The 23,613-nt window shown below is 59.1% G+C and carries 33 protein-coding genes and 1 pseudogene; 14 read left to right on the forward strand and 20 right to left on the reverse strand.

All coding sequences use genetic code 11. The features are described 5' to 3' along the window. Window positions 1-200: 200 nt before the first annotated feature. Window positions 201-1,217: a metallophosphoesterase gene (locus AM590_RS19845; protein WP_253805910.1), complete on the reverse strand. Its 1,017-nt coding sequence runs from the start codon at window positions 1,215-1,217 to the stop codon at window positions 201-203. Window positions 1,218-1,283: 66 nt separating this feature from the next. Here AM590_RS19845 and AM590_RS08825 point away from each other — a divergent pair, with 66 nt between their 5' ends. Then, window positions 1,284-2,222: an ADP-ribosylglycohydrolase family protein gene (locus AM590_RS08825; protein WP_058827155.1), complete on the forward strand. Its 939-nt coding sequence runs from the start codon at window positions 1,284-1,286 to the stop codon at window positions 2,220-2,222. Between the two features lie 70 nt (window positions 2,223-2,292). Here AM590_RS08825 and AM590_RS21110 read toward each other — a convergent pair. From AM590_RS21110 to AM590_RS08875, 11 genes and pseudogenes are all read right to left on the reverse strand, one after another. After that, window positions 2,293-2,472 (reverse strand): annotated as a pseudogene (locus tag AM590_RS21110) (hypothetical protein); the annotation flags it as partial. A gap of 37 nt (window positions 2,473-2,509) precedes the next feature. After that, complete coding sequence (locus tag AM590_RS08830; protein ID WP_058827156.1) at window positions 2,510-3,787, reverse strand: RNA-guided endonuclease TnpB family protein; 1,278 nt, start codon at window positions 3,785-3,787, stop codon at window positions 2,510-2,512. Between the two features lie 45 nt (window positions 3,788-3,832). Then, on the reverse strand, window positions 3,833-4,201 hold the full coding sequence (locus AM590_RS19855) for a hypothetical protein (RefSeq protein WP_216635674.1): 369 nt from the start codon (window positions 4,199-4,201) through the stop codon (window positions 3,833-3,835). A gap of 110 nt (window positions 4,202-4,311) precedes the next feature. After that, window positions 4,312-5,238 carry an ArdC-like ssDNA-binding domain-containing protein gene (locus tag AM590_RS08840; protein WP_058827158.1) on the reverse strand — a complete coding sequence of 309 codons (927 nt, stop codon included), beginning with the start codon at window positions 5,236-5,238 and terminating at the stop codon, window positions 4,312-4,314. Window positions 5,239-5,324: 86 nt separating this feature from the next. Then, a complete protein-coding gene (locus AM590_RS08845) occupies window positions 5,325-5,672 on the reverse strand; it encodes a hypothetical protein (protein WP_058827195.1) in 348 nt (115 codons plus the stop codon). Between the two features lie 76 nt (window positions 5,673-5,748). Further along, window positions 5,749-6,759: a DUF6610 family protein gene (locus tag AM590_RS08850; RefSeq protein WP_058827159.1), complete on the reverse strand. Its 1,011-nt coding sequence runs from the start codon at window positions 6,757-6,759 to the stop codon at window positions 5,749-5,751. Window positions 6,760-6,862: 103 nt separating this feature from the next. Beyond that, window positions 6,863-7,162 (reverse strand): hypothetical protein, encoded by a 300-nt coding sequence (locus tag AM590_RS08855; protein WP_058827160.1) that lies wholly within the window; start codon window positions 7,160-7,162, stop codon window positions 6,863-6,865. A 55-nt stretch (window positions 7,163-7,217) separates the two neighbouring features. Beyond that, window positions 7,218-7,439, reverse strand: a complete 222-nt coding sequence (locus AM590_RS08860; protein ID WP_058827161.1) for a hypothetical protein — start codon at window positions 7,437-7,439, stop codon at window positions 7,218-7,220. Between the two features lie 50 nt (window positions 7,440-7,489). Beyond that, on the reverse strand, window positions 7,490-7,765 hold the full coding sequence (locus AM590_RS08865) for a hypothetical protein (RefSeq protein WP_058827162.1): 276 nt from the start codon (window positions 7,763-7,765) through the stop codon (window positions 7,490-7,492). A gap of 17 nt (window positions 7,766-7,782) precedes the next feature. Beyond that, on the reverse strand, window positions 7,783-8,187 hold the full coding sequence (locus tag AM590_RS08870; protein WP_058827163.1) for a DUF6166 domain-containing protein: 405 nt from the start codon (window positions 8,185-8,187) through the stop codon (window positions 7,783-7,785). 124 nt (window positions 8,188-8,311) lie between these two features. After that, entirely contained in the window at window positions 8,312-8,680 is a 369-nt protein-coding gene (locus tag AM590_RS08875; RefSeq protein WP_058827164.1) for a helix-turn-helix domain-containing protein, read from the reverse strand. A gap of 153 nt (window positions 8,681-8,833) precedes the next feature. On the opposite strand from AM590_RS08875, the gene AM590_RS08880 reads away from it, so the two are divergent. The 5 genes from AM590_RS08880 (at window position 8,834) to AM590_RS08900 (ending at window position 11,531) form a co-directional block, all read left to right on the forward strand. Further along, window positions 8,834-9,241 (forward strand): DoxX family protein, encoded by a 408-nt coding sequence (locus AM590_RS08880; protein WP_058827165.1) that lies wholly within the window; start codon window positions 8,834-8,836, stop codon window positions 9,239-9,241. Window positions 9,242-9,325: 84 nt separating this feature from the next. Then, window positions 9,326-9,793 carry a DUF6789 family protein gene (locus AM590_RS08885; protein WP_216635675.1) on the forward strand — a complete coding sequence of 156 codons (468 nt, stop codon included), beginning with the start codon at window positions 9,326-9,328 and terminating at the stop codon, window positions 9,791-9,793. Between the two features lie 85 nt (window positions 9,794-9,878). Beyond that, complete coding sequence (locus tag AM590_RS08890) at window positions 9,879-10,127, forward strand: SelT/SelW/SelH family protein (protein WP_058827166.1); 249 nt, start codon at window positions 9,879-9,881, stop codon at window positions 10,125-10,127. A 16-nt stretch (window positions 10,128-10,143) separates the two neighbouring features. Then, the gene (locus AM590_RS08895; RefSeq protein ID WP_058827167.1) at window positions 10,144-10,398 is read left to right on the forward strand and encodes a glutathione S-transferase N-terminal domain-containing protein; all 255 of its coding nucleotides are present in this window, start codon (window positions 10,144-10,146) and stop codon (window positions 10,396-10,398) included. Window positions 10,399-10,607: 209 nt separating this feature from the next. Continuing rightward, window positions 10,608-11,531, forward strand: coding sequence for a bile acid:sodium symporter family protein (locus AM590_RS08900; protein WP_082677697.1), 924 nt, complete (start codon window positions 10,608-10,610; stop codon window positions 11,529-11,531). A 3-nt stretch (window positions 11,532-11,534) separates the two neighbouring features. Here AM590_RS08900 and AM590_RS08905 read toward each other — a convergent pair whose 3' ends face one another. Beyond that, the gene (locus tag AM590_RS08905) at window positions 11,535-11,900 is read right to left on the reverse strand and encodes a helix-turn-helix domain-containing protein (protein WP_172795782.1); all 366 of its coding nucleotides are present in this window, start codon (window positions 11,898-11,900) and stop codon (window positions 11,535-11,537) included. A gap of 79 nt (window positions 11,901-11,979) precedes the next feature. On the opposite strand from AM590_RS08905, the gene AM590_RS08910 reads away from it, so the two are divergent. Further along, entirely contained in the window at window positions 11,980-12,318 is a 339-nt protein-coding gene (locus AM590_RS08910; protein ID WP_058827170.1) for a hypothetical protein, read from the forward strand. 57 nt (window positions 12,319-12,375) lie between these two features. On the opposite strand, the gene AM590_RS08915 is transcribed toward AM590_RS08910, so the two are convergent. The 7 genes from AM590_RS08915 to AM590_RS19860 all read right to left on the reverse strand — a co-directional run bounded on the left by AM590_RS08915 (window position 12,376) and on the right by AM590_RS19860 (window position 16,709). Beyond that, complete coding sequence (locus AM590_RS08915) at window positions 12,376-12,771, reverse strand: hypothetical protein (RefSeq protein ID WP_058827171.1); 396 nt, start codon at window positions 12,769-12,771, stop codon at window positions 12,376-12,378. Window positions 12,772-12,846: 75 nt separating this feature from the next. Further along, window positions 12,847-13,212 (reverse strand): hypothetical protein, encoded by a 366-nt coding sequence (locus AM590_RS08920; RefSeq protein ID WP_058827172.1) that lies wholly within the window; start codon window positions 13,210-13,212, stop codon window positions 12,847-12,849. Between the two features lie 3 nt (window positions 13,213-13,215). Beyond that, window positions 13,216-13,665 (reverse strand): hypothetical protein, encoded by a 450-nt coding sequence (locus tag AM590_RS08925; protein WP_058827173.1) that lies wholly within the window; start codon window positions 13,663-13,665, stop codon window positions 13,216-13,218. Window positions 13,666-13,770: 105 nt separating this feature from the next. Further along, window positions 13,771-14,211, reverse strand: a complete 441-nt coding sequence (locus tag AM590_RS08930; RefSeq protein WP_058827197.1) for a hypothetical protein — start codon at window positions 14,209-14,211, stop codon at window positions 13,771-13,773. Between the two features lie 82 nt (window positions 14,212-14,293). Next, the gene (locus tag AM590_RS08935) at window positions 14,294-14,674 is read right to left on the reverse strand and encodes a hypothetical protein (protein WP_058827174.1); all 381 of its coding nucleotides are present in this window, start codon (window positions 14,672-14,674) and stop codon (window positions 14,294-14,296) included. 486 nt (window positions 14,675-15,160) lie between these two features. Beyond that, entirely contained in the window at window positions 15,161-16,411 is a 1,251-nt protein-coding gene (locus tag AM590_RS08940) for a PQQ-binding-like beta-propeller repeat protein (protein WP_058827175.1), read from the reverse strand. Between the two features lie 109 nt (window positions 16,412-16,520). Then, window positions 16,521-16,709, reverse strand: a complete 189-nt coding sequence (locus tag AM590_RS19860; RefSeq protein WP_082677698.1) for a hypothetical protein — start codon at window positions 16,707-16,709, stop codon at window positions 16,521-16,523. Window positions 16,710-16,908: 199 nt separating this feature from the next. On the opposite strand from AM590_RS19860, the gene AM590_RS08945 reads away from it, so the two are divergent. From AM590_RS08945 to AM590_RS08975, 7 genes are all read left to right on the forward strand, one after another. Continuing rightward, window positions 16,909-18,159, forward strand: coding sequence for an RNA-guided endonuclease TnpB family protein (locus AM590_RS08945; RefSeq protein ID WP_058827176.1), 1,251 nt, complete (start codon window positions 16,909-16,911; stop codon window positions 18,157-18,159). A 392-nt stretch (window positions 18,160-18,551) separates the two neighbouring features. Next, window positions 18,552-19,070: a hypothetical protein gene (locus AM590_RS08950; protein WP_058827177.1), complete on the forward strand. Its 519-nt coding sequence runs from the start codon at window positions 18,552-18,554 to the stop codon at window positions 19,068-19,070. Window positions 19,071-19,210: 140 nt separating this feature from the next. Continuing rightward, window positions 19,211-19,570, forward strand: coding sequence for a hypothetical protein (locus AM590_RS08955; RefSeq protein ID WP_058827178.1), 360 nt, complete (start codon window positions 19,211-19,213; stop codon window positions 19,568-19,570). Then, window positions 19,567-20,061, forward strand: a complete 495-nt coding sequence (locus AM590_RS08960) for a zinc ribbon domain-containing protein (protein ID WP_058827179.1) — start codon at window positions 19,567-19,569, stop codon at window positions 20,059-20,061. Before AM590_RS08955 ends, AM590_RS08960 begins: the two co-directional genes overlap by 4 nt. Before the next feature lie 304 nt (window positions 20,062-20,365). Then, window positions 20,366-20,722 carry a calcium-binding protein gene (locus AM590_RS08965; protein WP_058827180.1) on the forward strand — a complete coding sequence of 119 codons (357 nt, stop codon included), beginning with the start codon at window positions 20,366-20,368 and terminating at the stop codon, window positions 20,720-20,722. A gap of 115 nt (window positions 20,723-20,837) precedes the next feature. Beyond that, window positions 20,838-22,238 (forward strand): DEAD/DEAH box helicase, encoded by a 1,401-nt coding sequence (locus AM590_RS08970; protein ID WP_058827181.1) that lies wholly within the window; start codon window positions 20,838-20,840, stop codon window positions 22,236-22,238. After that, the gene (locus tag AM590_RS08975) at window positions 22,238-23,590 is read left to right on the forward strand and encodes a DUF790 family protein (RefSeq protein ID WP_058827182.1); all 1,353 of its coding nucleotides are present in this window, start codon (window positions 22,238-22,240) and stop codon (window positions 23,588-23,590) included. The genes AM590_RS08970 and AM590_RS08975 overlap by 1 nt, the downstream gene beginning before the upstream one ends. Window positions 23,591-23,613: the final 23 nt, after the last annotated feature.

Genomic DNA, 23,613 nt, shown 5'->3' on the forward strand with positions numbered 1-23,613 from the left:
AGCTACGTCTTGCAGGGCGTTGGAGCTGGTGGACACAGTTTCCAAACCCTGCGGCCTCCCTTGGGAGGCTTTCTATGACACGCTCCCAATGGCTGGTGGATATTCTAATGAGAGAACTCAGACTGCCTCGAGGATTCTGTGGGAAACCTAGTGCTGCACGATATTAATCTTATTCTTAAGATTAAGCTTCACACTGGGGGTCACAAGACATGACGTTGACGGCGGATCTCTCCCCGCTCGACAGTGATGGTTTCTACACTTGGCTCAAGGTCGCTGGTCAGTCGTTCTGTTGCCCCACCACAAAATGCAGAGCAGCCATTCAGGGTTTTCTCAGCGTTCGTATGAAGATGCCCGAGAGCAAGCCCGTCAATCGAAATCGTGCTCTCTTCGAGTACTTCCTGTAAGTGGCAATCAGGATTCGGACTTCCCGTAAGCGGTGCAACCGACTGATGCATACAGAGGAGAGTCGCGACCCCGCTTGGTGGACGCTCAAAGCCTAGCTGACCGTGGTCCCACGATTTCTGATAGTCGACTCCATAGAGTGCGACAGCATCACCGATCACGGCGGGACGGGAGCGAAGATGGGTAGCTAATCCTGCATCACAGAACTGTTCGAGACACACGCGCCCCTTCTTCCGCGCATGGTTGCCGTAGATGAAGTAGAACGGAATCTCGGCGTTCGCCAACTCAGTGAGACCATCATGGCATGCTTCTTCGATCGAACTCGGAATCCCGTTCCTGGTATTGTTATGGAAGACGTCGCCAGTGTGAACAACGGCATCGACACGATGCTCGATCGCGAGATCAATCGCAGCGTTGAATCCAGCGACGGTGTCGATCTTCCAGGAATTGTTTTTGTGACCGCCTGTTTGCTTCCCCAGGTGCGTATCAGTCAGATAGAGAAGCTTCGCACGGCGGTCGGTCGGGCGAACGCCTTTGTGTTCAATCTCGAGTTTGCCCGTCCCATGCAGCTCTCGGCCAGCTGGCCACACCTCGCCGTATGCAGAGTGAAGCCGATACCAGTGACCCTCCTGCCAGGGGTAGTCCCGCCCATTCGAGCTTTTCGCCCATACTGTAAATGAAAATGAGGTCCCATCAACGTCCTCGACAGTCATCTCGAAGGCGCGTCGAGAACCTGAACCCGGTCTGCACGTCACAACCTTGACTGTAATATCGAGATGCTGCTTTTTTCGAATATCAGCATACGTATTCTCCATAGCGACTGCTCATACCACTGCTGTCACTGATTAATAGTTTTATCACCGACTCTCAAAGAGAGGGATATGTCGTCAATAGATGCTGAAGCCGGTGTTCTTCTTGGACTTGCTTGTGGCGACGCCCTCGGACGGCCCATCGAATTCCGTTCCTCACACCAGATTTCGCAGACGCACGGAACGGTTACCGAGATGCTGGGTCACGGGACGCACAATCAGCCTGCAGGGACCATTACTGACGATACCGAAATGGCGCTCTGTATTGCCCGAAGCCTCGCCGACCATCACGCGTTCAGGCCGGACGAGATCACTGAGCGTTTTGTCGCCTGGTACGACAGTGGTCCGTTCGACATTGGCCTGATGACCAGCGATGCCCTCCAGAACATCAAACACGGAGCTTCCTGGCGTGATGCTGGCCAGCAGGTGTGGGAGTCCCGCGCCGAAGGGAGCAATGCTGGGAATGGGAGCGTAATGCGCTGTGCGCCGTATTCGATCGCCTTTCGGGACGAGTGGAGTGACCTTGCACGTGTGAGTGCGACGTCTTCAGCGATCACGCACGCGGATCCGCGCTGCACGTATGGCTGTATCGTGCTCAATCTCACTTTGGCAGGGTTACTTACCCAGCGACCAACCCCTCTCAGAGACGCTCTCGACCATATCGAAGCCGATGCCCCCGAAGAACTCCTCACAGCGTTACGCTCGGTTCCGGACGGTATCAATCCCCACACGCTCAGTGCAAGCGGCTACGTGGTCGATACGCTGCAAACATCACTGTATCACGGACTTACAGCGGACACGGCGGAGGATGCCATCGTCGCTGCTGTAAATATGGGAGATGACACCGACACCGTCGGTGCAGTTACGGGAGCTATCGCGGGAGCTCGATTCGGAGCAGATGCACTCCCCGATCGATGGATCGGCGAGTTGGAGTGTGCCGATGAAATCGCGCGCCTCGAGTCGGTACTTATGACTGCAGAATTCACCGTGGATGAGAGTTCCGTTAGCTAGCTTCCCAGGGCTTGGTCTAGCCCATTCTTAATATTAAGAATAAGATTAGGTCTAGGTGGCTGCTGACAGCCTACAGTGTCGAATTTGGCTGCTGTTCCGATTCTGTGCGAGGGAGGCGTCCGTCTGGTCGGGGAACGTTCCCTGCATCGATTTCGATATCGACGCGGCGCATATGTTTACAGCCCCCTTCAGGTTCGCGTCGCTGCCAGTCGAGACATGTACACGTCTCAGCGGCGACATCGACATCGTGAACGGCCTCAGGGTCACGTCCCGAGGCTTCCCGTGGGTTAGTCGGACACTCCCATCTGACCATCGGCAGAGGAGCCTCGAACGGTCGGGTGGGTCACGGTCGGGGCGTCCACGGCCCCCGATGCCTGCCGTCGCACCTTCCTTACTGTGGGAAGGCTGTTGAGAGCAGACACATTCCAATCTTGATGCTTCTTGGTGCCTTTCACGGCGATGTTGACGCTTGCACCTCGGTCGCTGTGGTCTTGGTGCGCACAGTCTTTGCACTTGAACCGCTTCTTGTTACGGTTCGCTCGCTCCGTGTGCCCACATAGCGGACACTGCTGGCTGGTGTATTCAGGGTTAATCCAGCCAGTCGGGATGCCCTCGAATGACGCCTTGTACGACGTATAGAACTGGAGGGCGCGGAACGGGAGGTGGTGCAAGCGTCGGTTCATCCGCGTGCCGTAGTCGATACTGTCGCGCATCTCTTTGAGGTCTTCAAAGACGATGCACGGCTTCTCGAACTGACGGCTCCACTCCACGATGTGCCGAGATACCTTGTGGAGTCGGTCGCGGACAAACCGTTCTTCGCGCCCGTCCAGCGTATCGTGGATGCTGTCCTTCCCCGCGTTCTGGACGCGCTTGCGCATCGTGAAGTAGCGGTGGCGCTCGAACTTGATTTCGGGGAAGTCAATGACCAACGTATCTTCGACACCGCTCTCGGAGAGTGCGGTCAACGCCACGTTGTCCTCGTTTACGTCCACGCCGACGACCGTCTGCGAGTCCTGCTTGTTTCGAACGGTCTGCTCAGTGTTAGTGACGGTGACGTGCAACTCGGGGTTGTCGTTGTGGAACAGGGCTTCCGCCGTCCCAATTTCCCACTGGCCGCTTTCGAGTGCAGTCGTAAGAATATCGAGATGACCATCACTCCCTTTGAGGACGCCCGTGACGTGCTTGTACGGTTTCGCGCTGATGCGGAATGCCACGTTACTGTCGTCGGTGAGCGACAGGTTGTACCCCTCCTCGTAGTTCGCACGAAGCGGGTATGCACCGTCCTTGGTGTGACTGGGTTGGCCAAAGTCGTCATACTCGTAGTAGTTCTCCATCGCGCCGAGGGCTTTGGCGACGACACGCTGCGTCGTGTTCTTCACGAGGTTGGCGTCGTCGGCCATACGGTCGGGAATCGCGTCCCAGTCCTCATCTTCTTTGGCGAGTCGGATGGTTTCGTTGTACACCGAGCGCGATTCGAGACAAGCATCATGGAGCAGGCTCTCGTTGTCACTCCGGATGTCGAGTTGGAAGTCCAGCGTCTTGATGAGTGCCTGTTCGTCGGTCATCTTCTACACGAATTCTGATGTGTCGTCCTCGTTCATAAGCTCATGCTACGGAGGGTGAAAGTAAAGACTCGTGTCGGCTCCACTCTCGGGGTTGAGCCCCGAGACACTTGCCTTAGTTCCTCTGTAGAAGATGCGAAACCGAGTACAGTGCTCTTGCGGTTCGATGTCGGTCCACCACTCAACCTCGTCTCTCCAGTGATCGAACATCGCCGCATCGTTCCCGTACCCGACCGTGATCCCTGGAACACGTGATTCGCCCGTATGGGTGTCTTCAGCCTCGTTCTCCAGCAGCCGGAGTACCGCGAAACGCAGGTGTTCGTGGAGTGGATGTTCGGTTCCATAGCCGACTTGCGGATGGCTCTCGATTGTCTGGCGGGCTTCGTCGAGAACTGTCGTGAGGTACTGTTCAGTCATGGATTCGTTCTATCCCGGTCGACGCACGATCACGCGCGCCGCCACCCTTCCGCGGCGCAATAGAAACTCACGGCGACGTGGAGAGCTGTTCATCGACGCGCTACACTGACCTACCCATCGATCACGTCGATGATCTCCTCTGCGGTGCTGCTAATCCGTCCGAAACGATCTTGGATCGACTCTGGTTCGTCATCCTGCCACGCGGCGAGATAGAACGCTGGGCCGCTCGTTTCAAGGCCGCAATACCGACCGACGATGTACGCGACGGCTTCCGCTTCGACTTCGCGCTTTGACCGTTCGGCCTTGTCATCGACGTCGAAATGGAGCAGCGCGTGCGCGAACTCGTGAATTAGCGTAACTGCGAGGTCGGCCTGGTTCGTCCGTGCTTTCGCCTCCACGATCGGCGTGAAATCATGGATATCTCGCTGTTTGCAGACGCCCTTTGCGTCGCCGTGCTCCCACTCGTCAGCGTCGACGATGCGAACCGTCACGCCGAGCTCATCCGCTGCCTCTGTGAGTGCGGGTACGAGGCCCTCAGCGTCACCTGTCGCCTCCGTTTCTAGCTCGGGAAGCGGTTCTCCCTCGGTCTGAGAGACGTCGAAGACAGCGGCCGGTTTGAATCCCACGAGCCCTTTCGACCACTCTTCGGGTGGTGTCTCGTCGTACTCACAGTCACATTGCTCGTGGTAGCTCGGCGAGTTCTCGCACTCCGGGCACTGCTTCGTGATGATCGGTGCCCAGATCCAGATCGCCTGTTCGCCCTCCTGGACGTGCCGGTCGAACTCATTCCGCCAAGTGTTGAAGCCAGCCACCTTCGTCGCCTCGGGACACTGGAGTTTGATGAGCAGCGTGTTGCGATGGGAGTAGTCATGGAACCGACTCTGGACGTCGAGCCACCCCTGGAACTCATCGCTGGCCTGCGCCGCATCAACGTCGCCAACGAGTTCGTCGATCCATGCTTCAATCGTACTGTGCATTTCGTCTGTTCGTGTGTCGGTCTCCTCGAAGGAGGCCGACGAGTCACTAGTCGTAGCCATGATGTTCTGAAATTCGCCTTACTGCGATCGCTTCAATTCAGCCCGCGCCGCACCCCTGACGGCGCATAAAAAACTCGTGACGGCGGTTAGCGGAGGGCTTGTTTCGCATCAGCGAAGCCGACTGTGACGAGGTAGTCGAGGAACTCGTCGAACTGGTCGACGTCGCTGGGCCTGTCGGTCGCGAGGTGCCGCGTCCACTCGATGGCCCACTGAAACACCGGATCAGTGCCGCCCTTCCCGTGGATATACCACCAGCGGGCGGCCTTCAGCGCGACGAGCGGATTCGTCGGTGGCTGCTCGGATGCGAGCGCTTGCGTAATCGACCGGATTTCCTCGGGGACATCTTCTGGTTCGACCCCGGTTGATTGGCTGTTCGCTACGTCGACTGGAATTGCATCGATCGAGACGTCGTTCGACTGCTGTTGTTGGCTCACGGAAATCACCATCTTGGAGGGCCTGATCCAGCACGCCCTCGTCCTCTCCGGAGGGCGCGAAAAACAGGACGCTGCGTCACGCCGGCGGGATGTAGACGCTCCGATCGCCGGCAATCTCCTCAAGGTTGTTCCGATGCCGGTGCGAGAAGTAGCACTCATAGCAGCAGTACCCACAGACCGCTCCCGTGTCGTACTCGGCGACGTACGGGCCACGATCGGTCGTCCACACGTTGGCGCGGCACTCGGTACACGCCGCGCTCTCGATATCGCCTGGCGTGGGCCTGGAATAGGTGAGTTCGGTCTCGTCCGCCTGGGGTGTCGAATCGGGCCAGACGCCGTGGTCCTGCCAGAATTCTTTGAGCCGGCTGAGACTATGCCGGACCGTCTTCCGGACCGTGACGTGGTCGGCGTCGCGACCACTGTCGTCCCAGCCGTCGGCCGTCCAGAACTCGCCGAACTGCGCGCCGCGATGTAGACCATTCCAGTCGAGGCCGACGATGTCGGCCGGCGGGTCACCCGTCAGCGTTGGTTGGGTGAGCTGCTCCACGACTTCGAGTTGCTTGGGTGGACTGCCACCAAGGATGTGGACGCGACGGCCCCGCCAATCGACGGGGTCGGAGAACTCGTGTGCAAGTCTGTCCGCATACCCTCGCGAGTAGCCGAGCACGATATCGTCGGGAATTGCCTCGATGGCGGCCCGGCATTTTGGGACGATAATGAACTCCGTTTCGGGCAGTCTCTTCTGGACTTCTCGAATCTTAGCGACGTACGACTGTGCTTCTGCAGCGTCGTAGGCGTCACCGATGATACCCACGTCGGGCTCGTACTCGAGCGCCCGATTGACGTACCGATCAAGATCGGGATTTCGAAAATCGTTATCGAGCATTCCGACCGGGCACTCGAGGGTATCGAATTGCAACTGCTGATACGTGCAATCCTCGCGAAACCCAGGGAGGAAGCCGAGGGTCAGCGCATCGATCGCAAACGGAACCCGATGGAGGAACGCCACGTACGCCGCTTGCCGGGCGTCAGAGTGTGTCTCAGTAGAACTGTTGCTAACTGGGTCTGCGCTGTCGTGAATGGCCATGAGGAGTCTCCTGCGGGACTCCGTCGCCCCGCAGGGCTCTCTGGGGCAAGATAGACCTCGCTAGTATTAACCAACGAAAGTAGAAACTGGGGCTGCGTGTTGGTTAATCCCCGAAAAGGCACTGCATCGCTGCCTCGTCACCGGTGAGCGTCTGTTGGTCGGCGTCAGTATCCGCGAAGAGCGTCGACTGATCTCCTGTTGAGGACTGCGCTACTTCTGGCCGGTCGTCGACGCCGAACTCACTAGCCTCGGGGCGATCGAGCCGCGAGTCTCGGTCGCGATGATCGACGTCTGCACCGAAGTCCTCGAGCGAGGTCTCGACGCTCGTCTCGGCCAGTTCGAGCTGGCCGTTCTCACCGAACGCAGTCTGTCGCTGAATCTCAATCTCGGGTCGGTCGCTCATCTAGTTCGAAGCCTCCACCCATGGTGGCGTCGACAAACAGCCCGCGAGCGTCCATTCAGGTATCTTCTGACCGAAGCTCGCTGGCTCGGTCATCGAGCCGGCGAAGGATCTGGACGCGTTGCTGGTGGGTGTTCTCGTAGGCGACGCACGCTCGCAGCGTCTCCATGTCGTTGATCGTCGCGATGCCGGCGTTGATAAGTCGCGTATTCGGTGGGTCGAGACGCTGTTCTGGGGACAGTTCGCTCGAATCTGGATCGTGCTCTTCTGTATCGCTCACTCCTGGTCGCCTCCACGCCTCCTGAGGCGACGAAAAACAGCACCCGCCCGCTACTCGTCGTCTCCTGGTTGGATCTGGCGAGCGTCCTCGGCGAGGTCGTGGATGTACTCCCGAAGCGTCTCCATGTCCTCACGGGCGTCTTCGAGCGTTTTCGCCTTCACTTTCGCTGTGACCTTATCCTGATCGCGGGTGCCAGTGCCGCGAGTGAGCTTCACGGTGAGGGAGACCCCGACATCGCTTCGCTCGACGTACTCAGTAGGAGTCTGTTGCGCACTGTTGTCGGTCGATTCTGCGTTCGTACGGGACTGCTGTGTGTGTTCTGGCATGGATTGCTCTCTGAACGTTAGTTGACGGATGGTGCGACTGGTTCGTCGACTGTCTCACGAAGGGCTGCATCGATCTCACGCCCGGTGAGTCGCCAGCAGCCGTCTGGTTCTGTACACTCCAGCTGGCTCACGACCTTGGTCTTGAATTCCATGTACTCCTCGAGGGCGACGTCCTTGTCGTCAGTGTAGTCGAGGAGGAGCGCGAGCGCGAGCTGGGCTGGCCCGCTGCCAGCGTATCCCCAGCTGAATCCGCTCGGACTGTGATTCGCCAACTCGAGACTTCGATCGAGTGTGAGCTGTTCCTGGTCAGGCTGTTTCTCGACGATGGTGCGGCCTCGACGACGGTAGCCGACATAGACGACATCGGCGTTACCCGAGGCCCGTGACTGTTCGAGCGAGTTTGAGTTCGTGAATCCACTCATAGGTCTGTTCGCGGGTTGCTCGTTCGAGCACCCCCGCACCCCTCTGGGGGCGACAAACCTCTCTCTGCGGTCGCTGAATCGTCGAGTGCAGACCTATACCGAACTCAGCACAAGGAGACCGAGATCAGGTACACGACGTCTCTTGGAGATAGTCTTCGCCCCAGGCATCCATCGCTTTGATGACGGGTTCAAGTGAGGCACCTTGATCGGTCAGGGAGTACTCCACCCGGAACGGTTTCTCGCTCACGATCGCTCGATTCACGAGACCATTGTCTTCCAGATCCTCAAGACTGCTCGAAAGCACGGTACTGGAGATCGACTCGATTTCGTCTTTGAGCGCATTGAACCCGAGCGGGCCGTGTGCAAGCAGCCGGTGGACGATGACCGGATGCCACTTCTTCCCGATGAGGTGGGCTGTACACGTCACCGTACACCAGTCGTCGTCAGCACACCACGACGCAACGCACTCTTCGTCTTCGATGGCTCTACTCATTCGTTACTCGCGATAGTGAATGTGGACCTATTATTACTATGTTACTAAGTCACCATACCAGAGTAGGTACGTTTCCCTAAGCCAATCAGGAAACAGTACCTCCTCAGTGCGAGCTTCGCTGACGCTTATTCGGGTTCTGGGACACTGCCAACTATGGAAAGCGCATCCGTCGATCGTATCGAGTCGGTACGGCAGTCAGTCCCGGAGTGGGTTCACACCGGGCTTCGGCTCGTCCTCGTCGCGCTCGTCGCGAAACCGGCGCTGAGTAAGGTCGTTACCTACGGGAGTTCAGTCTCGTTTTTCGACGCCATCGGCATGCCTGCTCCTGCACTGATGGTCGTCGTCGCCGGATTCATCGAAGTGGCAGCGGTGGTACTCCTCCTCGTCGGCATTGGGGAACGAGTCGCGGCTGTTTCCCTGGTTCCGGTGATGCTCGTCGCGATTCTGTACGTTGGGCCCGACTGGAAGAACCTTGGCGTCCTCTTCGGAGCGATGGGACTCCTTGTCTTGGTGACTGATTTCGACGCCATCTGGCACTCCGTTGATCGCAGACCTGGTTAGGTCGCGCTCACTCAGTGCGGATTGTTGAGTTCGTCAGGCAGGGCTTGTCTTAGCCTTATTTGGTCGCTTACGGTCTCTTCGAGTGTGACACAACATAGACTCCGAGCGGGGTTTGGCTACGGTGTCGTCGCGACGATCGCGATGTCCATCCTCATGCTCCTCGCGCTGATCTCCGGGAACTCTCCGATGCCCCAGCCAATTCCAAAAGCGGTGGTCGCCCACCTCTTCGGAAGCGGCCTCTCGAAACCGCTACTGATGGTACTCGCTGTGGGCCTCCATCTCGGCTATGGTGGCGTCTTCGGCGCGCTTCTCGCACGAATTGCACGGCCCGTGACGATTGGGAAGGGCCTCGCGCTCGGCATCGGGCTCTGGGTCCTGATGCAGGTCACGTTCCTGCCGTTCCTCGGCTGGGGACTATTCGGAACGGCGATCACGCCGAAGATCGCGGTTGCCACGCTCGTCCTGCATCTCGTGTACGGCGGCGTTCTCGGCTGGGCGCTGGACCGCGACGGAGCGTCGATGAGTGGAGACTCGGTCACGACCGCTGACTGAGGTGAGCCGGGTTAGCTCGCGCTAACCGGGTAAGGAAACCCTTGTCTTAGCTTTACGGCGATTGCAGCCCGAGTCGTGAGTAGGTATGACCACCGTCGACATCGAATACTGTGTTCCGTGTGGATTGCTCGAGCCTGCGATTGAAACCCAGACGCGGCTGCTGACCGAGTTCGGCCAGGATCTGGACGGGGTCACACTCACCCCTGGCCACGGTGGCGTCTTCGTCGTGACCGCCGATGACGAGACGATCTGGGACAAAGAGGTACACGGGGCTGACCTCGACCTGGACCTCATCGTCGAGGCGATCGATGACCGACTCCCGGCAGAAGCCTGATCACTTCCTATACAAAATGCTCGAACTCTATCAGGCAGAGGGCTGTGGGTATTCGCAGACGGTTCGCGAGGCGCTGACCGATCTCGGCGTCTCGTACGTCATCCACAATCCGCGAACCGCTGCGGGCGAGACGCGGAACGACCAGACGCACGACGAACTCGTCACCCTCGGCGGTCAGGACCAGATTCCGTTCCTCGTGGACCACCAGCGCGGCGTCACGATGTACGAAAGCGACGACATCGTCGACTACCTGAACACGCATTATGGGTAACGCAACACCAGTAACCGAGTATCTTTGTCAGTCTCCATGAGTGGGGCCAGCTTGCTCAAGAGACGCTGCTGGTAGCATCCGACGAGACTCCCCCTCAACGTCGCATAACTCTCTCGGCCGGCAGTCTGTAACTACTGCCCATTTCAGGAATCCAGTCGCAATGCAGAATACAAACGACCAAACCACGGATGGGCGAACTGCCTTCATTGATGTCGGATAGCGTCGTGACTCGTGCTGCGGCTCTCGTCGACGAGTATCTACTGCTCTGGGTGCTGCTCTCGGTTGTCGTCGGGCTAGTCGTTCCGTCAGTGGCCGTCCTCACGCCGCTGTCGACGCCGATTCTCGCCATCATGATTGGCGCAGTTTCGCTGACGCTCGCGCCCGAACGATTCCGACAGCTCCGTGGACGAGCGCTGCTCGTGATTCTCGTCGTCCAGACCGGGATGCCGCTGCTCGCGTTTGCCATCGCCCGGATACTTGGTCTCAGTCCTGCGCTCACAGCCGGCTTCGTGGTCCTCGGCGCGGTGACGCCCGAGCTTGTGACGCCGACGATGACCGAACTCAGCGGCGGCGATACCGCGCTCTCGACGGTAGTTCTCGTCGTCGTCGGCCTCGGTACGCTCGTGATCGTCCCGGGCGTCGTCACCGTATTCCTGGGAGAATCAGTCACAGTTGAGCCGGTGCTTATCGTCGAACAGCTGTTGCTCGCGGTGGTCATCCCGATGAGTCTCGCTGTTGCGGCCCGGTATCGGTGGCCCGACCGCATCGGCCGATACGACGAGCTCTATCCATCCGTGTCGGGGCTCATGGTGATCCTCATTATCGGCATCGTCGCGGCGGCGAACGCCTCACTCGTTCGCGACGGCGGGAGCGTCCTTCTCCTCGTCGCGGCCGCTGCGGTCGTTCTCAACTGTAGTGGCTACGTTGCTGGCTGGCTCGTCAGCTGGAACTTCACGCGGGGCGAACGCATCGCCGCAACGCTATCGATTGGAATGCGCGACTTCGCTGTCGCAGCCGCCCTCCTCGTTGGTGCGGGCTTTCCCACTGCAGCTACACTTCCTGCCGTTGTCTTCGGCATCGTCGAGATGACAACGAGTGCCGGACTCGCGAAGTGGTTTCGTCGCTCGCGGTAGGCCTTAGCTGCAGTCGTCCTGTGTCTCTGCCCATTCGAGGAGTGGATCGAGTCGCTCACGAAGTTCGTCACCTTTCTCGGTGAGCTCGTATTCGACGCGGGGTGGAATCTCTGCATACTGTTCTCGAGAGAGCAGCCCTGCCTCGACGAGGTCATCGAGACGGGTGGATAGTGTCGAACTGCTCACCTCGCCGAAGGTCTCCGCGATTGCGCCATATCTCGCTGGGCCGATCGCGCCGACGACGCAGATCACCTGCATCGCGTACCGCCGACTGAGCAGATCCATCACGCCGCCCAACGGGCAGTAGCAAGTAGTCTCTGTGTTCTGTATCTCTGGGACGTCAGGTGACGAATCTGGTGTTTCTGCCATAGCTTTCGTTCGCCGCACTTGGTCCAATGATTCGGACTTGACAGTATAAACACTGCCGTGTTCAAAGTAATTGTGTGTCATGAGCCAAAACGACTCGTCACGAGAGGTTGCATGTACGCTCACCGACGAACAGGAGCGAGAGCGAAGTGAGAAGGTTCGGTCGCGTCTCATCACCACCTATCTCGGGTTTGAGGAGTGCGAAAACGGCGTGACAATTCGGTTCGACGGAGCTGACGAGGCGCTCATCGCAGCTGCGCAATTCATCTCGGCAGAGTTGCAGTGTTGTGCGTTTGCCGAGTACGAGCTCACAGTGTCGCCACCGTACGAGGAGACGGTGCTGACCATCACCGGCCCCGACGGAACGCGACAGCTGTTCCGCGACGGACTGATTGATCGACTCGAGGGCGAGACAGCATAGGCGACTACTCTACAACGAACCACTCGATCGACTACCGAGTGGATTCTTCGGGAGTGCCTACGCGAGGTGAGACACCTCAGCAGGTTCTTCGATGTCGTCGAACTCACCGCGCTCGACCGGTTCCCAGTCCTCTCCGGGTGCTGGACTCCACCAGTCGACCTCGTAGGCACCTGGTGCGCCGAAAATTTTCACCCTCGACGACCCGTCAGGCAGGTCACGACGATGTTTTTCGTCGACGTGGAGATTCCAGGTCGTGTCGGTATCGAAGCAGGCGAGGACGGCCTCTTCGTAGCCACGGTCCTCATGTGATTCTTGGAGTTCAACCTGCGTGTTGCAGTGCTTGCAGAACACCCCCTCGAAGGGGATGTGGCTGAACACCTCGTGCCCACAGACGGGACACCAGAGGAACTCGAACAGTGCTTCGCAGTGGCGGTCGATGACATCCAGACTCATTTGTGGATCTGGCCGTGTGACTCGGGCCACCCCTTCCTGCCCCAGAAAAACACCCCCGCTGGACGTTCAGTGACCTCAGCGTTCAGCGTCGTAGACGACCTCCGAGCGAGCTTCGTAGCCACAATCGGGACAGTCGAACCAGCGCTGTACCTTCGCCCCGTCAGCTGCCTTCTCACCGACGAGAACGTCGTCGTTCGGGCACTCAGGGCAGCTCAACTCGGGGAGTGGTCTGTCTCGAAGAGCGTCCCGAAAGACTGTCGCCTGCTTCGTCTCGAAGCCACGTGACCAGACCGGGTAGCCGTCGACGAGGATTGCTGTCCGCCACTTGTACCGGTAGGAGTCCGGTGCACGATGGAGAACCGCTCGGGCTCCAGTCTCGGTGTTTCGATACACGAGCGACGGCGTTCGACTCTCCCGTGTCCAGTTGGTGATTCGGGGCATCGGTTAGAAGTGGACGTCGGCGGGGACGATCCAGAGGTCTTCACTCTCTTCGAGGAGTCGATCCAGCTGTCCGCGATGCCGGATGCCGGTCGCGTGCTGGTCGTACAGGAACACCGACGGCCCGTCGTACGCACCGACTTGGTGGAACGCGTGCCGAGAGAGGTTCTCATCGCGCATGATTTCCTCGTCGGAGAGTTCGTTGATGGCTTCCTTTACGCGTTCGAGATTGCGCTCGAACTCTTCTTTCGTCGCTTCCCACCCTTGGTCGAGTAGGTCCTGCCCATCGTCCGAGTCAACGGGGGCTGCGGTCGGTAACTCACCCCATCGAGCCTTGCCCGCAACCGTCGTGTTCTCCTCGTCGAAGGACACATAGTAGTCGAACACCGTCTTCCCAGTGGCCAACGCGTCGTTCTGTGTCGATGCCTCTACCAGTGCGTAAATGACCATGTGCATCGGTTTTCACCTTCGTCTGCCGACGCACGCGACTGCACACTGCCTCGCTACGTGATGCGCCGGCACCCATCGCCGGCGCTCAAAAAATAGTACTGACGATGCTGGCTAGACGTTCTCGAACTCCGACTGGCGGTCCTCCTCCTCGACGCTGATCGTCAGGTCTCCGCTCTCGTAGTCGGCCTCGAACTCAACTGAGAACGTATCCGAGTTATAGGCGGCGTGGTATGCACGATGTCGCTTGAGCGACCCGGTCGCCTTGAAGTGGAAGAAGGCAGCAGCTGTGTACGGCTTGCTTGCTGTTTCGACCTGTGCTTCGACTGACGCCGGGAGTGCGATGTGCGGTGTGTCACTGTCGATTCCGGCGGCGAAGGCTCGAGCTTCGTCGACGCTTGCTTGCGAATGTGCTGGCGTCTCACCGTTCAACACATTCACGGGTGTTTCCGTCTCGTCTGTGAATAGTACGTCTTCGAAGGTGTGAGTGCCAAGAATCGCGTCTGGGCTCAGCTCACACTCCTCAAACGGATCGTTCGATGGTTGTTCAGACATTGAATCACGAAGCCCTGAGGGCTCAGTCATTCAGCCCTCGAAAAACAGGATCTTCGCATCTCGCGGGGAGATTGATTTTCAGCTACTCCTCTATCGGATTGAGAGTGCTGAGGTCCGCGTGGAGGACCTCACCGTCGCGAACCACGTATCGCTTTGCCAGTACCGGGAACCGGCATTTCGTGTACCCCGCGGTCTGGATGTCGAGTTCTTCACCGGGTTCGAGATAGTTGGCCAGCTTTCGGAGGAACTCGTGAGTGACGAGACCACCTTCGTAGTCCGGAAGTCCACCCTCACGAGTTTCGTAGATCTCGAAGGCGTCGTAGCCCCAGATGATGAGCTCTCCTTCTTCGTCTACTTCCCAATTCAGGGTCCCGAAGCAATGTGCTTCGCAGAGCTGGCGGACTGCCTGTGCATCGGTTACGGTCGCGCCGGTTGACGTCGTCGCTGCTTGGAGTGTTGCCATTGTTAGTCTTCGAGGCATCCGTGTTCGGTTAATACCCTCAGTAATATTCTGTATGGTTCAAGTCTGCCTGAGTCGGGCGTACGCGGTGGAATCGACCGATTCTCAAACCCCTCAGAACCGTCGGTTTGAGCTTAACCGAACACCAATGGTCTTCGAGGGCATTTTCCTGCCCCCGCACCCCTTCTGGGGGAACAAAACCGACTGCGAAGCTCTGTTGAAATAGACCTTTGATGACCGTTCGTTGAGGCGGTGCTGAATAGAGCGCTCGTGTCGGGAATGTCACACTTGTGCCTTCCACATATTGTACTCCTTCCAGCACTGCGAGCGCTCTCTAGCTCTTTGCTTTCCTCGTTGCTGTCGAAGAGCAGCGAAGCGAACTTGGCACGTCCATCCCCTGAACGCGTCGGAATCACCATTTCTCCTGACGTTTCGATCCAGACAAAGCTCGTGTGCGATGCTGACGGACTCGCTGTTGCGAGACCCGGCTCAGTTGGCCAGTGCCACTAGTGTCCCGCCGCTCTCTCTGTCGAGGGTGAAGTCCCAAAGGACCGGAATGTAGAGCCGTCCGCCCGCTGCGACCGCGTCGTAGCCGATGTTCCCGGGTTGTTCGCGTCGCCAGCGGACCTCCCCGTTCCGACGGTCGACGGCGAACGTGTTCGCCGACTCATCAACTCCCGGCTTCTCAGTAGTGACGATGACAGACCGTTCGGTCACGAGCGGGCGCGTCCGGAGGAAGATGCCCTCCTCGGAGGCAAGGGAGACACGCCAGCGCTCGGTGCCATCCGCGGTGTCGAGCGCCACCAGCGCCCCGTCATCGGTCGGGAGGTAGAGCCGGTCCCCGTCGGTCGAGACGCCGGCTGTTGATCGTACGGGGGCCGTCCAGCGAACTTTCCCGGTCGCGGCCGACAGTGCGTGGAGCCGGTCGCCAGGGATGTATGCGTCGCCATTGACCACGGTTGGGGTCTCGAAGTCGGTCTCTCCGGGTGCGTACCGCCACTCCGTCAGCGGGTCCCCAACAGTGCCGGGCTGGATCGCGACGACGCTCCCAAGCACCCGTGTCGTGTAGAGGACGTAGCCGCTGCCAGCCGCGGGGACGGCCGTCGAGAACCGGTCGTCGCCGGTGGTGTAGGTCCAGCCCTCTTGGCCGCGCGTGTCGAGCGCCAGCAGCGTCTCGCCCGTAGAGGCGAATACCCGACCATCGCGGCCGAGGACTCCCTCGTTCACCGATCCGGAAGTTTCCCGACTCCACCGTGGACTCCCGTCGCGGGCGTCGAGCGCGTACACCCCATCTAGGCCACCGACGTACACAGAGCCACGGTGGACGACCGGGGGACACCCAGATGACCCGCCGCCTCCACCCGGCAGCGTCCGCCGCCAGCGTTCTTCGCCGCCCCCGTCGAGGGCGAGCACCGTGCCAGATTCGCCCGACTCCGGGGCCGGCCCGGCGTGAACGAACACTCGATCCTCGACCACGGCCGGGGAGGTCAGGCCACCCTCGAAGCTGACCGACCAGACCGGGTCGGGGTCATCGACCCGGACCTCGGGGGCGAACCCCGCATGACCGGGCGTGCGTCCGAACTGCGCCCATCCGCGTTCCTCACCGGGAAGTGGGTCGGTTGTCGTCTCAGTAGTTCGGGGCCAGCCTCCGCCGAACCGCTCGGTTGAGCAGCCGGCGAGGGCGGCGCCACCGGCGACCCCGATGGCCGCAAGTAGTCGGCGTCTCGTATGGAGGGACACTGTCACTACTGCTGTAGCCGAGAAAATAATGCTGTCGACAAAGTCAGAGGATTCCAACAGAACCGATCGAGAGAGAGGCTAAATCGGTGCTGCTCAACCGACCCTTTCCTCAGGATTCGGCCTTGGTGTTTGCTTTCTCCGAAGCACCTGGCCGAGTGAGCAGTCCTACTTGTTCCAGAAGCGTGGTGGCCTCAACGATTCGCTCTCGGTCGGGTGAGTCCAGTTGCTCGATGTCGATGCTGTTGAGGTTGCTGAGTGCGCGATGCAGTCGGTATCCTGGTGTGTCTCGTGGGTCCATGATGTACGCCTCCGCCGACTTCTGGCGCAGAAAAACATCGCCGGGTCGTCAGCGTAATTCAAGGTGGAGCCTCCGACCTCAAGGAGCGAGCGAAGGGAGCGAGTAGGTCGGAGAGGAAACCGACATGGTACGACACAACCGGGATACTACGACCGACTGACTCCCGGACCTACAAGTACCGCCGGGTACTCTCTGAAGTATGGACGTGCGTCGAACCGCCGTCGTGAAACTCGACCTTTCCGACGAGCAACGTGACGTACTCCACCGAACCGCCGAGCAATACCTGTACTGCGCGAACCGAACCGCCGACTACTGTTGGTCCGATACCTCATACACCGAGTGCAAGACCAACAAACGGCAGGTGCGGGACGCGCTCTACGCCGACCTTCGAGAGGAGACGGACCTACAGGCACAACTCGTCCAAGCCGCCATCAAACGCGCCGTCGAAGCCATCAAAGGCGTTATCGAACGATGGAAGAAGGGACAGCGAGTCTCTTGCCCCACGTTCACCGCCGAAACGATGGACTACGACGCACGGAGCGCGACATTCTCCCGCAACAAGGTGTCGCTGGCGACTGTTGAGGGGCGGGTCGAACCGTCGTTCGTTCTTCCGGCAGACAGCCCGACGCCCTACGAGCGGCACGTACTCTCCGAGGATTACGAGTTCCGCGAGAGTACGGTTCGATACGATGCGGTGGACGACGAGTTCTACATTCAAATCTCGACTCGGCGGATAGACGGCGACGACGACGAGGTTCCGGCAGATATCGGGCACCCCGACCAAACGGTCCTCGGTATCGACCTCGGCGTCAACTCGCTCGCCGTCTCCTCGACCGGCACGTTCTGGCAGGGAGACGACTACGACCATTGGTGCCGCGAGTTCGAGAAGCGACGCGGTGAGATGCAACAGCGCGGGACGCAAGCCGCGCACAACGCGCTCCTACGGCTCGGAAAGCGCGAAGAAGCGTGGCGGAAACAGTACATCCACAGAGTCGCCAACGAACTCGTCACGGAAGCCGTCGAACACGACTGCGACGTAATCGTGTTCGAGGAGTTGACCGACATTCGAGAGCGGCTTCCGCAGGCAAAGTGGCACCACGTTTGGGCGTTTCGACGTCTGTCCGAGTACGTCAAGTACAAGGCCCCCGAGCAGGGTGTCTCTGTGGAGCAGGTTGAGCCGAACCACACGTCCCAACGCTGTTCTCGGACGGACTGTGGGTTCACGCACGAGGACAACCGTCACGGGGAACACTTCTGTTGCCAGAAGTGCGGGTACGAGGTGAACGCGGACTACAACGGCGCGAAGAACATCGGGCTACGGTATGTCCGGAAGCGAACACACAGACTCCGGTCCTCGCCCACGTCGGGGAGCGGAGACGCACCAGTAGACGTGCGTGTGAATGGTGGGACGTTGAACGGTAAGAGTCACCAGCAGATTGCTGGCGACTGATTGCTGGGAGTCCACATCAAAGCCCCACACTCAAGGACCGAGGCGCGTCTGCGCCGAGGGAGTAAGGTGGGGGTAGTTTACCAGAGCATCTATAGCCTGACGAGGATCACGATTGAGTCACCCAGCACAGATCGATTCGTTATCGAAGGAGGATGGATACGTTTCTTTGGTTACAGCGAAGGGGATGAGGCACAGTATGATGGGTACATATCATAGAATCGCCCCCAACGAATTGATTGCACCCCGACCTTCAGCGGATTGGCTGTTAGATAGCTTTGTACATCTATCGAGCTATTTTTCGTGGGATCACTCATAGTCAGAGAGTCGGATTTCGTTCAAACGTCTCTTTCACTCTCGGGGAGCTTTATGTCCAGAGCGGGGAAGAGCTAGTTATGAACAGACGAGACCTCCTCTCTGCGTCGGTACCACTTCTCGTCTTTGGGGCAGGGTGTCTCGGCCAACTGGATGGCACGACTGACGGTGGCTCCGGACAGAGCGGCTCGGGTGCGGGGGTCAACGACGCGAAGCTCAAACTGGAGAAATACAAGGACCACGAGAAGGCGATGAACGATGGCTATCGAAACATCGGCACCTGTATCGAGGGGCTGGGTACCCCATTCGTGAAAGAAGATGTTCCCCAGGTTTCCTACGATATGCCAAACGTGCTCCTCTATGAACAAACAGACACCGACCAGTACGAGCTGAGGGGTGCTGAATGGTTCGTCCCCACGAGTGATGTCGAGGAACCTCCAGCACTTTTTGCTGGTGATGACCGGCGAACCTTCCGTGGACCGATGGAGGGCCATTATTCAGACCAGCCCAGACACTATGGACTCCATGTCTGGTTATTCACTGAGAATCCAAACGGTCAGTTCGCCGAGTCCAATCCAAACCCCACTTGTTCGGACTGAATGCGATAGCATTCTGTTACAGATATCCTCTATATCCCTCACGTCGGTCACTTCGAAGTGGACGGGGAGAATTCTATGACACGCTGTGATGGTGCAATCGAGTCCACGGATTCAAGGTTTCTCTGCGCGAATCGTCAGCTATGACCGATGATTCAGAATCCTCCCCATCGTTTCTCTCGTCGCTTCCGAGCCACCCCATTACCGACGGCATCGTGAAGCAGATTGGTGAGAGCGACAACCCAAAAATTCGCGGAGCCATGGGTTTTCCAGGCTCATCCCCCGGCACGATCGAAGCGTTCCTGCTGAATATGGAAGCCAAGACGCACGTAATCGTCTTTGATCCAGGCGCGGAACAATGGCGCGTCTACAAATCCTTCAAAACCGAGGGGATGAGCCATCAAGAGATGGTCAATCGTGCGAGCGAACTCGCTAACGAGTGGTTCGCTGAAAGCCTCTCGGACCGCATCGCGGCCGCAGAAGAGACGGAGTCAGACACTTGATCCTCCGCTACTACGCTGATGCGGACATCCGCGAGTGGCACGACCACGCGCTCCGGCTCTTGCGAACGCTGCACGACGAGCACGGCATCGCAGTCGAGATCGACCGGATCGACGAGCAGCACGGGCCGATCACGGATTTCCCCGGCGACGTACGATACCCGACGCCCGAGGAGGTCTACGAGCGCGACCTCAAACGCAACCGTGCTCTGAACCAGACCATCGACCAGACACCGTCAGCGGCGTTCAAACGCTACGGGAAACTCGACATCGCTGGGAACGTCGCGGTCGTCGATGATGAGGGGATTGTCCAATGGGCTTCGACACTGCCGGGCTATGCTGACGGCTATCGGCCGGGTGCTGCGTCACAGACCGCGATGGACTTTCTGGAGGATATCGCAACCGCTCCGAGCAACCGTATCTGCGTCGAATGCTTCTCTCTGCTGGATGGCGACGAAAATTTCTGTCCGAACTGTGGCTACGAATTTCCATAGCGAAGTGCGCTATTGGACCGACGACATTCAATGCCGACTGGCTGATGTCACACGTCCTGGGCACACGAGAATAGGTAGCCTCTATCAGCTGGTTTCACGCCGTGAGAGGCCTCTCCACGTCATCACACATCTCCGCCCCATCGAATTAACCAACAATGAACGGCTTTGACACGCCTTGTTGGTTAATCTTGTCCGGCGACTCAGTCCAGGACTTCTGCGGTCACAATCGAGCAAGCTTACGATTGGTCGATGGGTGGATCCGGCTGTCCAGCGTATCTTACGAACAGAGTGCGTACTGATGGGTATGCCACGAGTCGAGAGAGACGAAGAACGAGACGAACGCATCGAGATGCGGATTATCGTCGATACGTACAGTGCTGAAGAGCAGGCGATGGGCTGGCACGCGTATCTGGGCGACACGATGGACTTTCCCTTCGAAGCACGGTGTGTCATCGAGCGAGCGGAATCACCCCTGAATGTGGGCGAAACGGTACGCGTTATCGAAATGTCCCCGACTGAGCCAACGCTCAGCCAGATGTTCGTAACGGTGGAGTGGATGGACAGAACACTTGGCGTGCCGCTGGAACAATTAGAGCCCGTTGACGCCAGCAGTGACACGAAACAGGCGATCGCAGACTGGCAGTACTGGCTCGACCGCTGAGAGCCGTGTGTCCGTCCTCGAACCACCCTCTCCAGAGACAGAAAGCGCCACGTCTCACCGACCCCCGGCCAATCCACAGATTGAATCCGTCCGAACTCATCCATCTTGATACTGAATGCGACTCGAATTCGACGACGGAACCCTCCTGCTCCATGATGCCTCCGATGACACTCCGTATGCGGAGTGGGACGACCGCGTCGACGAGTACCGCGCCCAGGCGTATCGGTATCGACCTCTCCTCGAATGGGCGGGTGCTTGGACAGACGGAAACGAGCAATCTACGCTGCAGGACGGCTTCGCCCACGCTCTCGAAGACGCCGCACGGGCGTATCCTGCCCTCGATCTCACGCCAGCGCTCCACATCGAACCGCGCGACTACCAGCAGGCCGCCCTCGACGCGTGGGTCGACCACGGCCGCCGGGGGAGTGTCGTGCTCCCCACGGGCAGCGGGAAGACGTTCCTCGGGCTGCAGGCCATCGCCAACGCCGGCGTCAGTGCGCTGGTCGTAACGCCGACGATTGACCTGATGAACCAGTGGCACGCCACGCTCACCAACGCCTTCGGCGACCAGCTCGCACAGCCAATCGGCGTTCTCGGCGGCGGCAGCCACGAGGTCACCGCGATAACGGTCACGACCTACGACAGCGCCTATCGCTACGTCAACGAGTACGGCGACCAGTTCGGCCTCCTCGTCGTCGACGAGGAACACCACTTGCCAGCTCCGACCTACCAGCAGATCCCCGAGATGATGATCGCGCCGTATCGCCTCGGCCTCACAGCGACCTACGAGCGACCCGATGGCAAGCACGAACTCCTCGAGGACCTTCTCGGGCCGGTCGTCTATCGGGAGCACGTCGACGAACTCGCCGGCGAGTATCTCAGCGAGTACGAGACGATTCACATGTCGGTCGACCTCACAGCCGACGAACGCGAGACGTATGACGAGGAGTATCAGATCTATCGTGACTACGTCGACAGCCACGACTTCGAGCTCTGGAAGGAACGCGGCTACGCAGAGTTCCTCAAGCGCACGTCCTACGACCCGCAGGGACGGCGGGCGCTCATCGCCAAACAACGGGCCGAGCGACTCGCCCGGACGGCGACGAAGAAACTCGACACGCTCGACACGCTCATCAAACGCCATCACGACGACCGCGCCATCATCTTCACTGCGAACAACGACTTCGCCTACGAGATCTCCCAGGAGTTCATCGTCCCCTGCATCACCCATCAGACCAAGACCGACGAACGCACCGAGATCCTGGAACGGTTCCGCACGGGCGAGTATTCGATGCTCGCGACCTCCCAAGTTCTCGACGAAGGGATTGACGTCCCGGCGGCGAACGTCGGCATCATCCTCTCGGGAAGCGCCTCGAAACGCCAGTACGCTCAGCGGCTCGGACGAATCCTCCGGCCGACGGACGACCGTCTGCCAGCACGTCTGTACGAGATTATTGCTGCGGACACGATGGAGACGTACGTCTCCCAACGCCGTCGAGAGGGGGTGAATGCGTAATGCTGACCGCAAACCTCGCGCGGTCACGCACGACCGACGAGACGATTACACCGCTGTTCATCGATCCATCTGAAGCGCGCTATCGTGAGACGGCACGGGAACTCCTCCAACTGTTCGAAGCCCACCTCAATGAGCCGAAAGGCGACCTCGAAGCCGAGATTGACGAGCTGACTGTCGCGAATACCGACTACAAGATCGTCCAAGGATTCGCGAAACTCCTGAAAGACGAGTGTGAGTTCGAGGTCGTTGCTCCGGTTGACCCGCATACGATCCGCCAGCGGTTGTTCGAGAAAGCCAACGAGCGATACCCGATTGTCCGCCAGCCCACCCTTGGAGAGGACACGCAGAAATTGGAGGTGTACAGTGCAGTGGCCGACGAACTGGGGATCTCGCTCGAAGACTGCTATCGTGGGATGTACGCCGATCTCGAGGACAACAAGCGGCTCGTTCGAATCGGCACGCGGACGGCCGAGCAGTACGCCAGTGATGCGTCGCCGTCGACGACGAATTTGACCGGAAACAGTGCCGAGGAATACGAACACACCGACCTCACCGTAGACTGGCTGCTGACCCGGTACAATCTCGCGCTGGCTCAGGCAGTCCTCTACGATGCGACTGAGATGCGGATTCGCGTCTGGGATCACTTCGGGACGGTGTTCAGCTACATGAAGCTGTTCGGCCTGATGCACCGCATCTATCCGATCGACGGCGACGGCGAGCGCGTTCCGAGTACGGACCAGGCCACAGGGTATGAGGCCGTGCTGGATGGACCAGCGTCACTCTTCTCGAAATCACAGAAGTACGGGATTCGCATGGCAAACTTCCTGCCGGCGTTACCTCTCTGTGACCGGTGGGAGCTGACTGCCGAGATCCTCACTGATGAGACGATAGACGAGACGCGGCAGTTCAGACTTGACCACACCGAGACCCTTGATTCGCATTACAGTGCTGGCGATCAGTTCGATAGCGATGTTGAGCGGACGCTCGCCCAGAAATGGGCGCGAGCGAATACCGAGTGGGAGCTCGTACGTGAGGACGATGTCTTCGACCTCGGGGCCGAGGTGATGATCCCCGACTTCGCAGTCGAACACCCCGATGGTCGGCGGGCGATCCTCGAGATCGTTGGCTTCTGGACGCCCGAGTATTTAGAGTCAAAGCTAGCGAAGATCCGGCAGGTGGAGGCTGACAACTTCATACTGGCTGTCTCAGAGCGACTGGATTGTGCAAATGAGGACTTCGGACGGACGGCCGACCGAGTACTCTGGTTCAAAACCGGCATTCACGTCTATGATATGGTCGAATTGGTTGAAACAGTTGCTGCCTCGTCCGATACAACACCTGCTTCTAAGTGAGAATGCTCGGTGGATTGGCGTCC

Source organism: Haloferax sp. Q22, from assembly GCF_001482285.1.
GTDB lineage: Archaea > Halobacteriota > Halobacteria > Halobacteriales > Haloferacaceae > Haloferax.

Coding starts and splice junctions, on each gene's coding strand:
- AM590_RS19845 (WP_253805910.1), bottom strand. CDS start 1,217: ATGGAGAATACGTATGCTGATATTCGAAAAAAGCAGCATCTCGATATT.
- AM590_RS08825 (WP_058827155.1), top strand. CDS start 1,284: ATGTCGTCAATAGATGCTGAAGCCGGTGTTCTTCTTGGACTTGCTTGT.
- AM590_RS08830 (WP_058827156.1), bottom strand. CDS start 3,787: ATGACCGACGAACAGGCACTCATCAAGACGCTGGACTTCCAACTCGAC.
- AM590_RS19855 (WP_216635674.1), bottom strand. CDS start 4,201: ATGACTGAACAGTACCTCACGACAGTTCTCGACGAAGCCCGCCAGACA.
- AM590_RS08840 (WP_058827158.1), bottom strand. CDS start 5,238: ATGGCTACGACTAGTGACTCGTCGGCCTCCTTCGAGGAGACCGACACA.
- AM590_RS08850 (WP_058827159.1), bottom strand. CDS start 6,759: ATGGCCATTCACGACAGCGCAGACCCAGTTAGCAACAGTTCTACTGAG.
- AM590_RS08855 (WP_058827160.1), bottom strand. CDS start 7,162: ATGAGCGACCGACCCGAGATTGAGATTCAGCGACAGACTGCGTTCGGT.
- AM590_RS08865 (WP_058827162.1), bottom strand. CDS start 7,765: ATGCCAGAACACACACAGCAGTCCCGTACGAACGCAGAATCGACCGAC.
- AM590_RS08870 (WP_058827163.1), bottom strand. CDS start 8,187: ATGAGTGGATTCACGAACTCAAACTCGCTCGAACAGTCACGGGCCTCG.
- AM590_RS08875 (WP_058827164.1), bottom strand. CDS start 8,680: ATGAGTAGAGCCATCGAAGACGAAGAGTGCGTTGCGTCGTGGTGTGCT.
- AM590_RS08880 (WP_058827165.1), top strand. CDS start 8,834: ATGGAAAGCGCATCCGTCGATCGTATCGAGTCGGTACGGCAGTCAGTC.
- AM590_RS08890 (WP_058827166.1), top strand. CDS start 9,879: ATGACCACCGTCGACATCGAATACTGTGTTCCGTGTGGATTGCTCGAG.
- AM590_RS08895 (WP_058827167.1), top strand. CDS start 10,144: ATGCTCGAACTCTATCAGGCAGAGGGCTGTGGGTATTCGCAGACGGTT.
- AM590_RS08900 (WP_082677697.1), top strand. CDS start 10,608: ATGTCGGATAGCGTCGTGACTCGTGCTGCGGCTCTCGTCGACGAGTAT.
- AM590_RS08905 (WP_172795782.1), bottom strand. CDS start 11,900: ATGGCAGAAACACCAGATTCGTCACCTGACGTCCCAGAGATACAGAAC.
- AM590_RS08910 (WP_058827170.1), top strand. CDS start 11,980: ATGAGCCAAAACGACTCGTCACGAGAGGTTGCATGTACGCTCACCGAC.
- AM590_RS08915 (WP_058827171.1), bottom strand. CDS start 12,771: ATGAGTCTGGATGTCATCGACCGCCACTGCGAAGCACTGTTCGAGTTC.
- AM590_RS08920 (WP_058827172.1), bottom strand. CDS start 13,212: ATGCCCCGAATCACCAACTGGACACGGGAGAGTCGAACGCCGTCGCTC.
- AM590_RS08925 (WP_058827173.1), bottom strand. CDS start 13,665: ATGCACATGGTCATTTACGCACTGGTAGAGGCATCGACACAGAACGAC.
- AM590_RS08930 (WP_058827197.1), bottom strand. CDS start 14,211: ATGTCTGAACAACCATCGAACGATCCGTTTGAGGAGTGTGAGCTGAGC.
- AM590_RS08935 (WP_058827174.1), bottom strand. CDS start 14,674: ATGGCAACACTCCAAGCAGCGACGACGTCAACCGGCGCGACCGTAACC.
- AM590_RS19860 (WP_082677698.1), bottom strand. CDS start 16,709: ATGGACCCACGAGACACACCAGGATACCGACTGCATCGCGCACTCAGC.
- AM590_RS08945 (WP_058827176.1), top strand. CDS start 16,909: ATGGACGTGCGTCGAACCGCCGTCGTGAAACTCGACCTTTCCGACGAG.
- AM590_RS08950 (WP_058827177.1), top strand. CDS start 18,552: ATGAACAGACGAGACCTCCTCTCTGCGTCGGTACCACTTCTCGTCTTT.
- AM590_RS08955 (WP_058827178.1), top strand. CDS start 19,211: ATGACCGATGATTCAGAATCCTCCCCATCGTTTCTCTCGTCGCTTCCG.
- AM590_RS08965 (WP_058827180.1), top strand. CDS start 20,366: ATGCCACGAGTCGAGAGAGACGAAGAACGAGACGAACGCATCGAGATG.
- AM590_RS08970 (WP_058827181.1), top strand. CDS start 20,838: ATGCGACTCGAATTCGACGACGGAACCCTCCTGCTCCATGATGCCTCC.
- AM590_RS08975 (WP_058827182.1), top strand. CDS start 22,238: ATGCTGACCGCAAACCTCGCGCGGTCACGCACGACCGACGAGACGATT.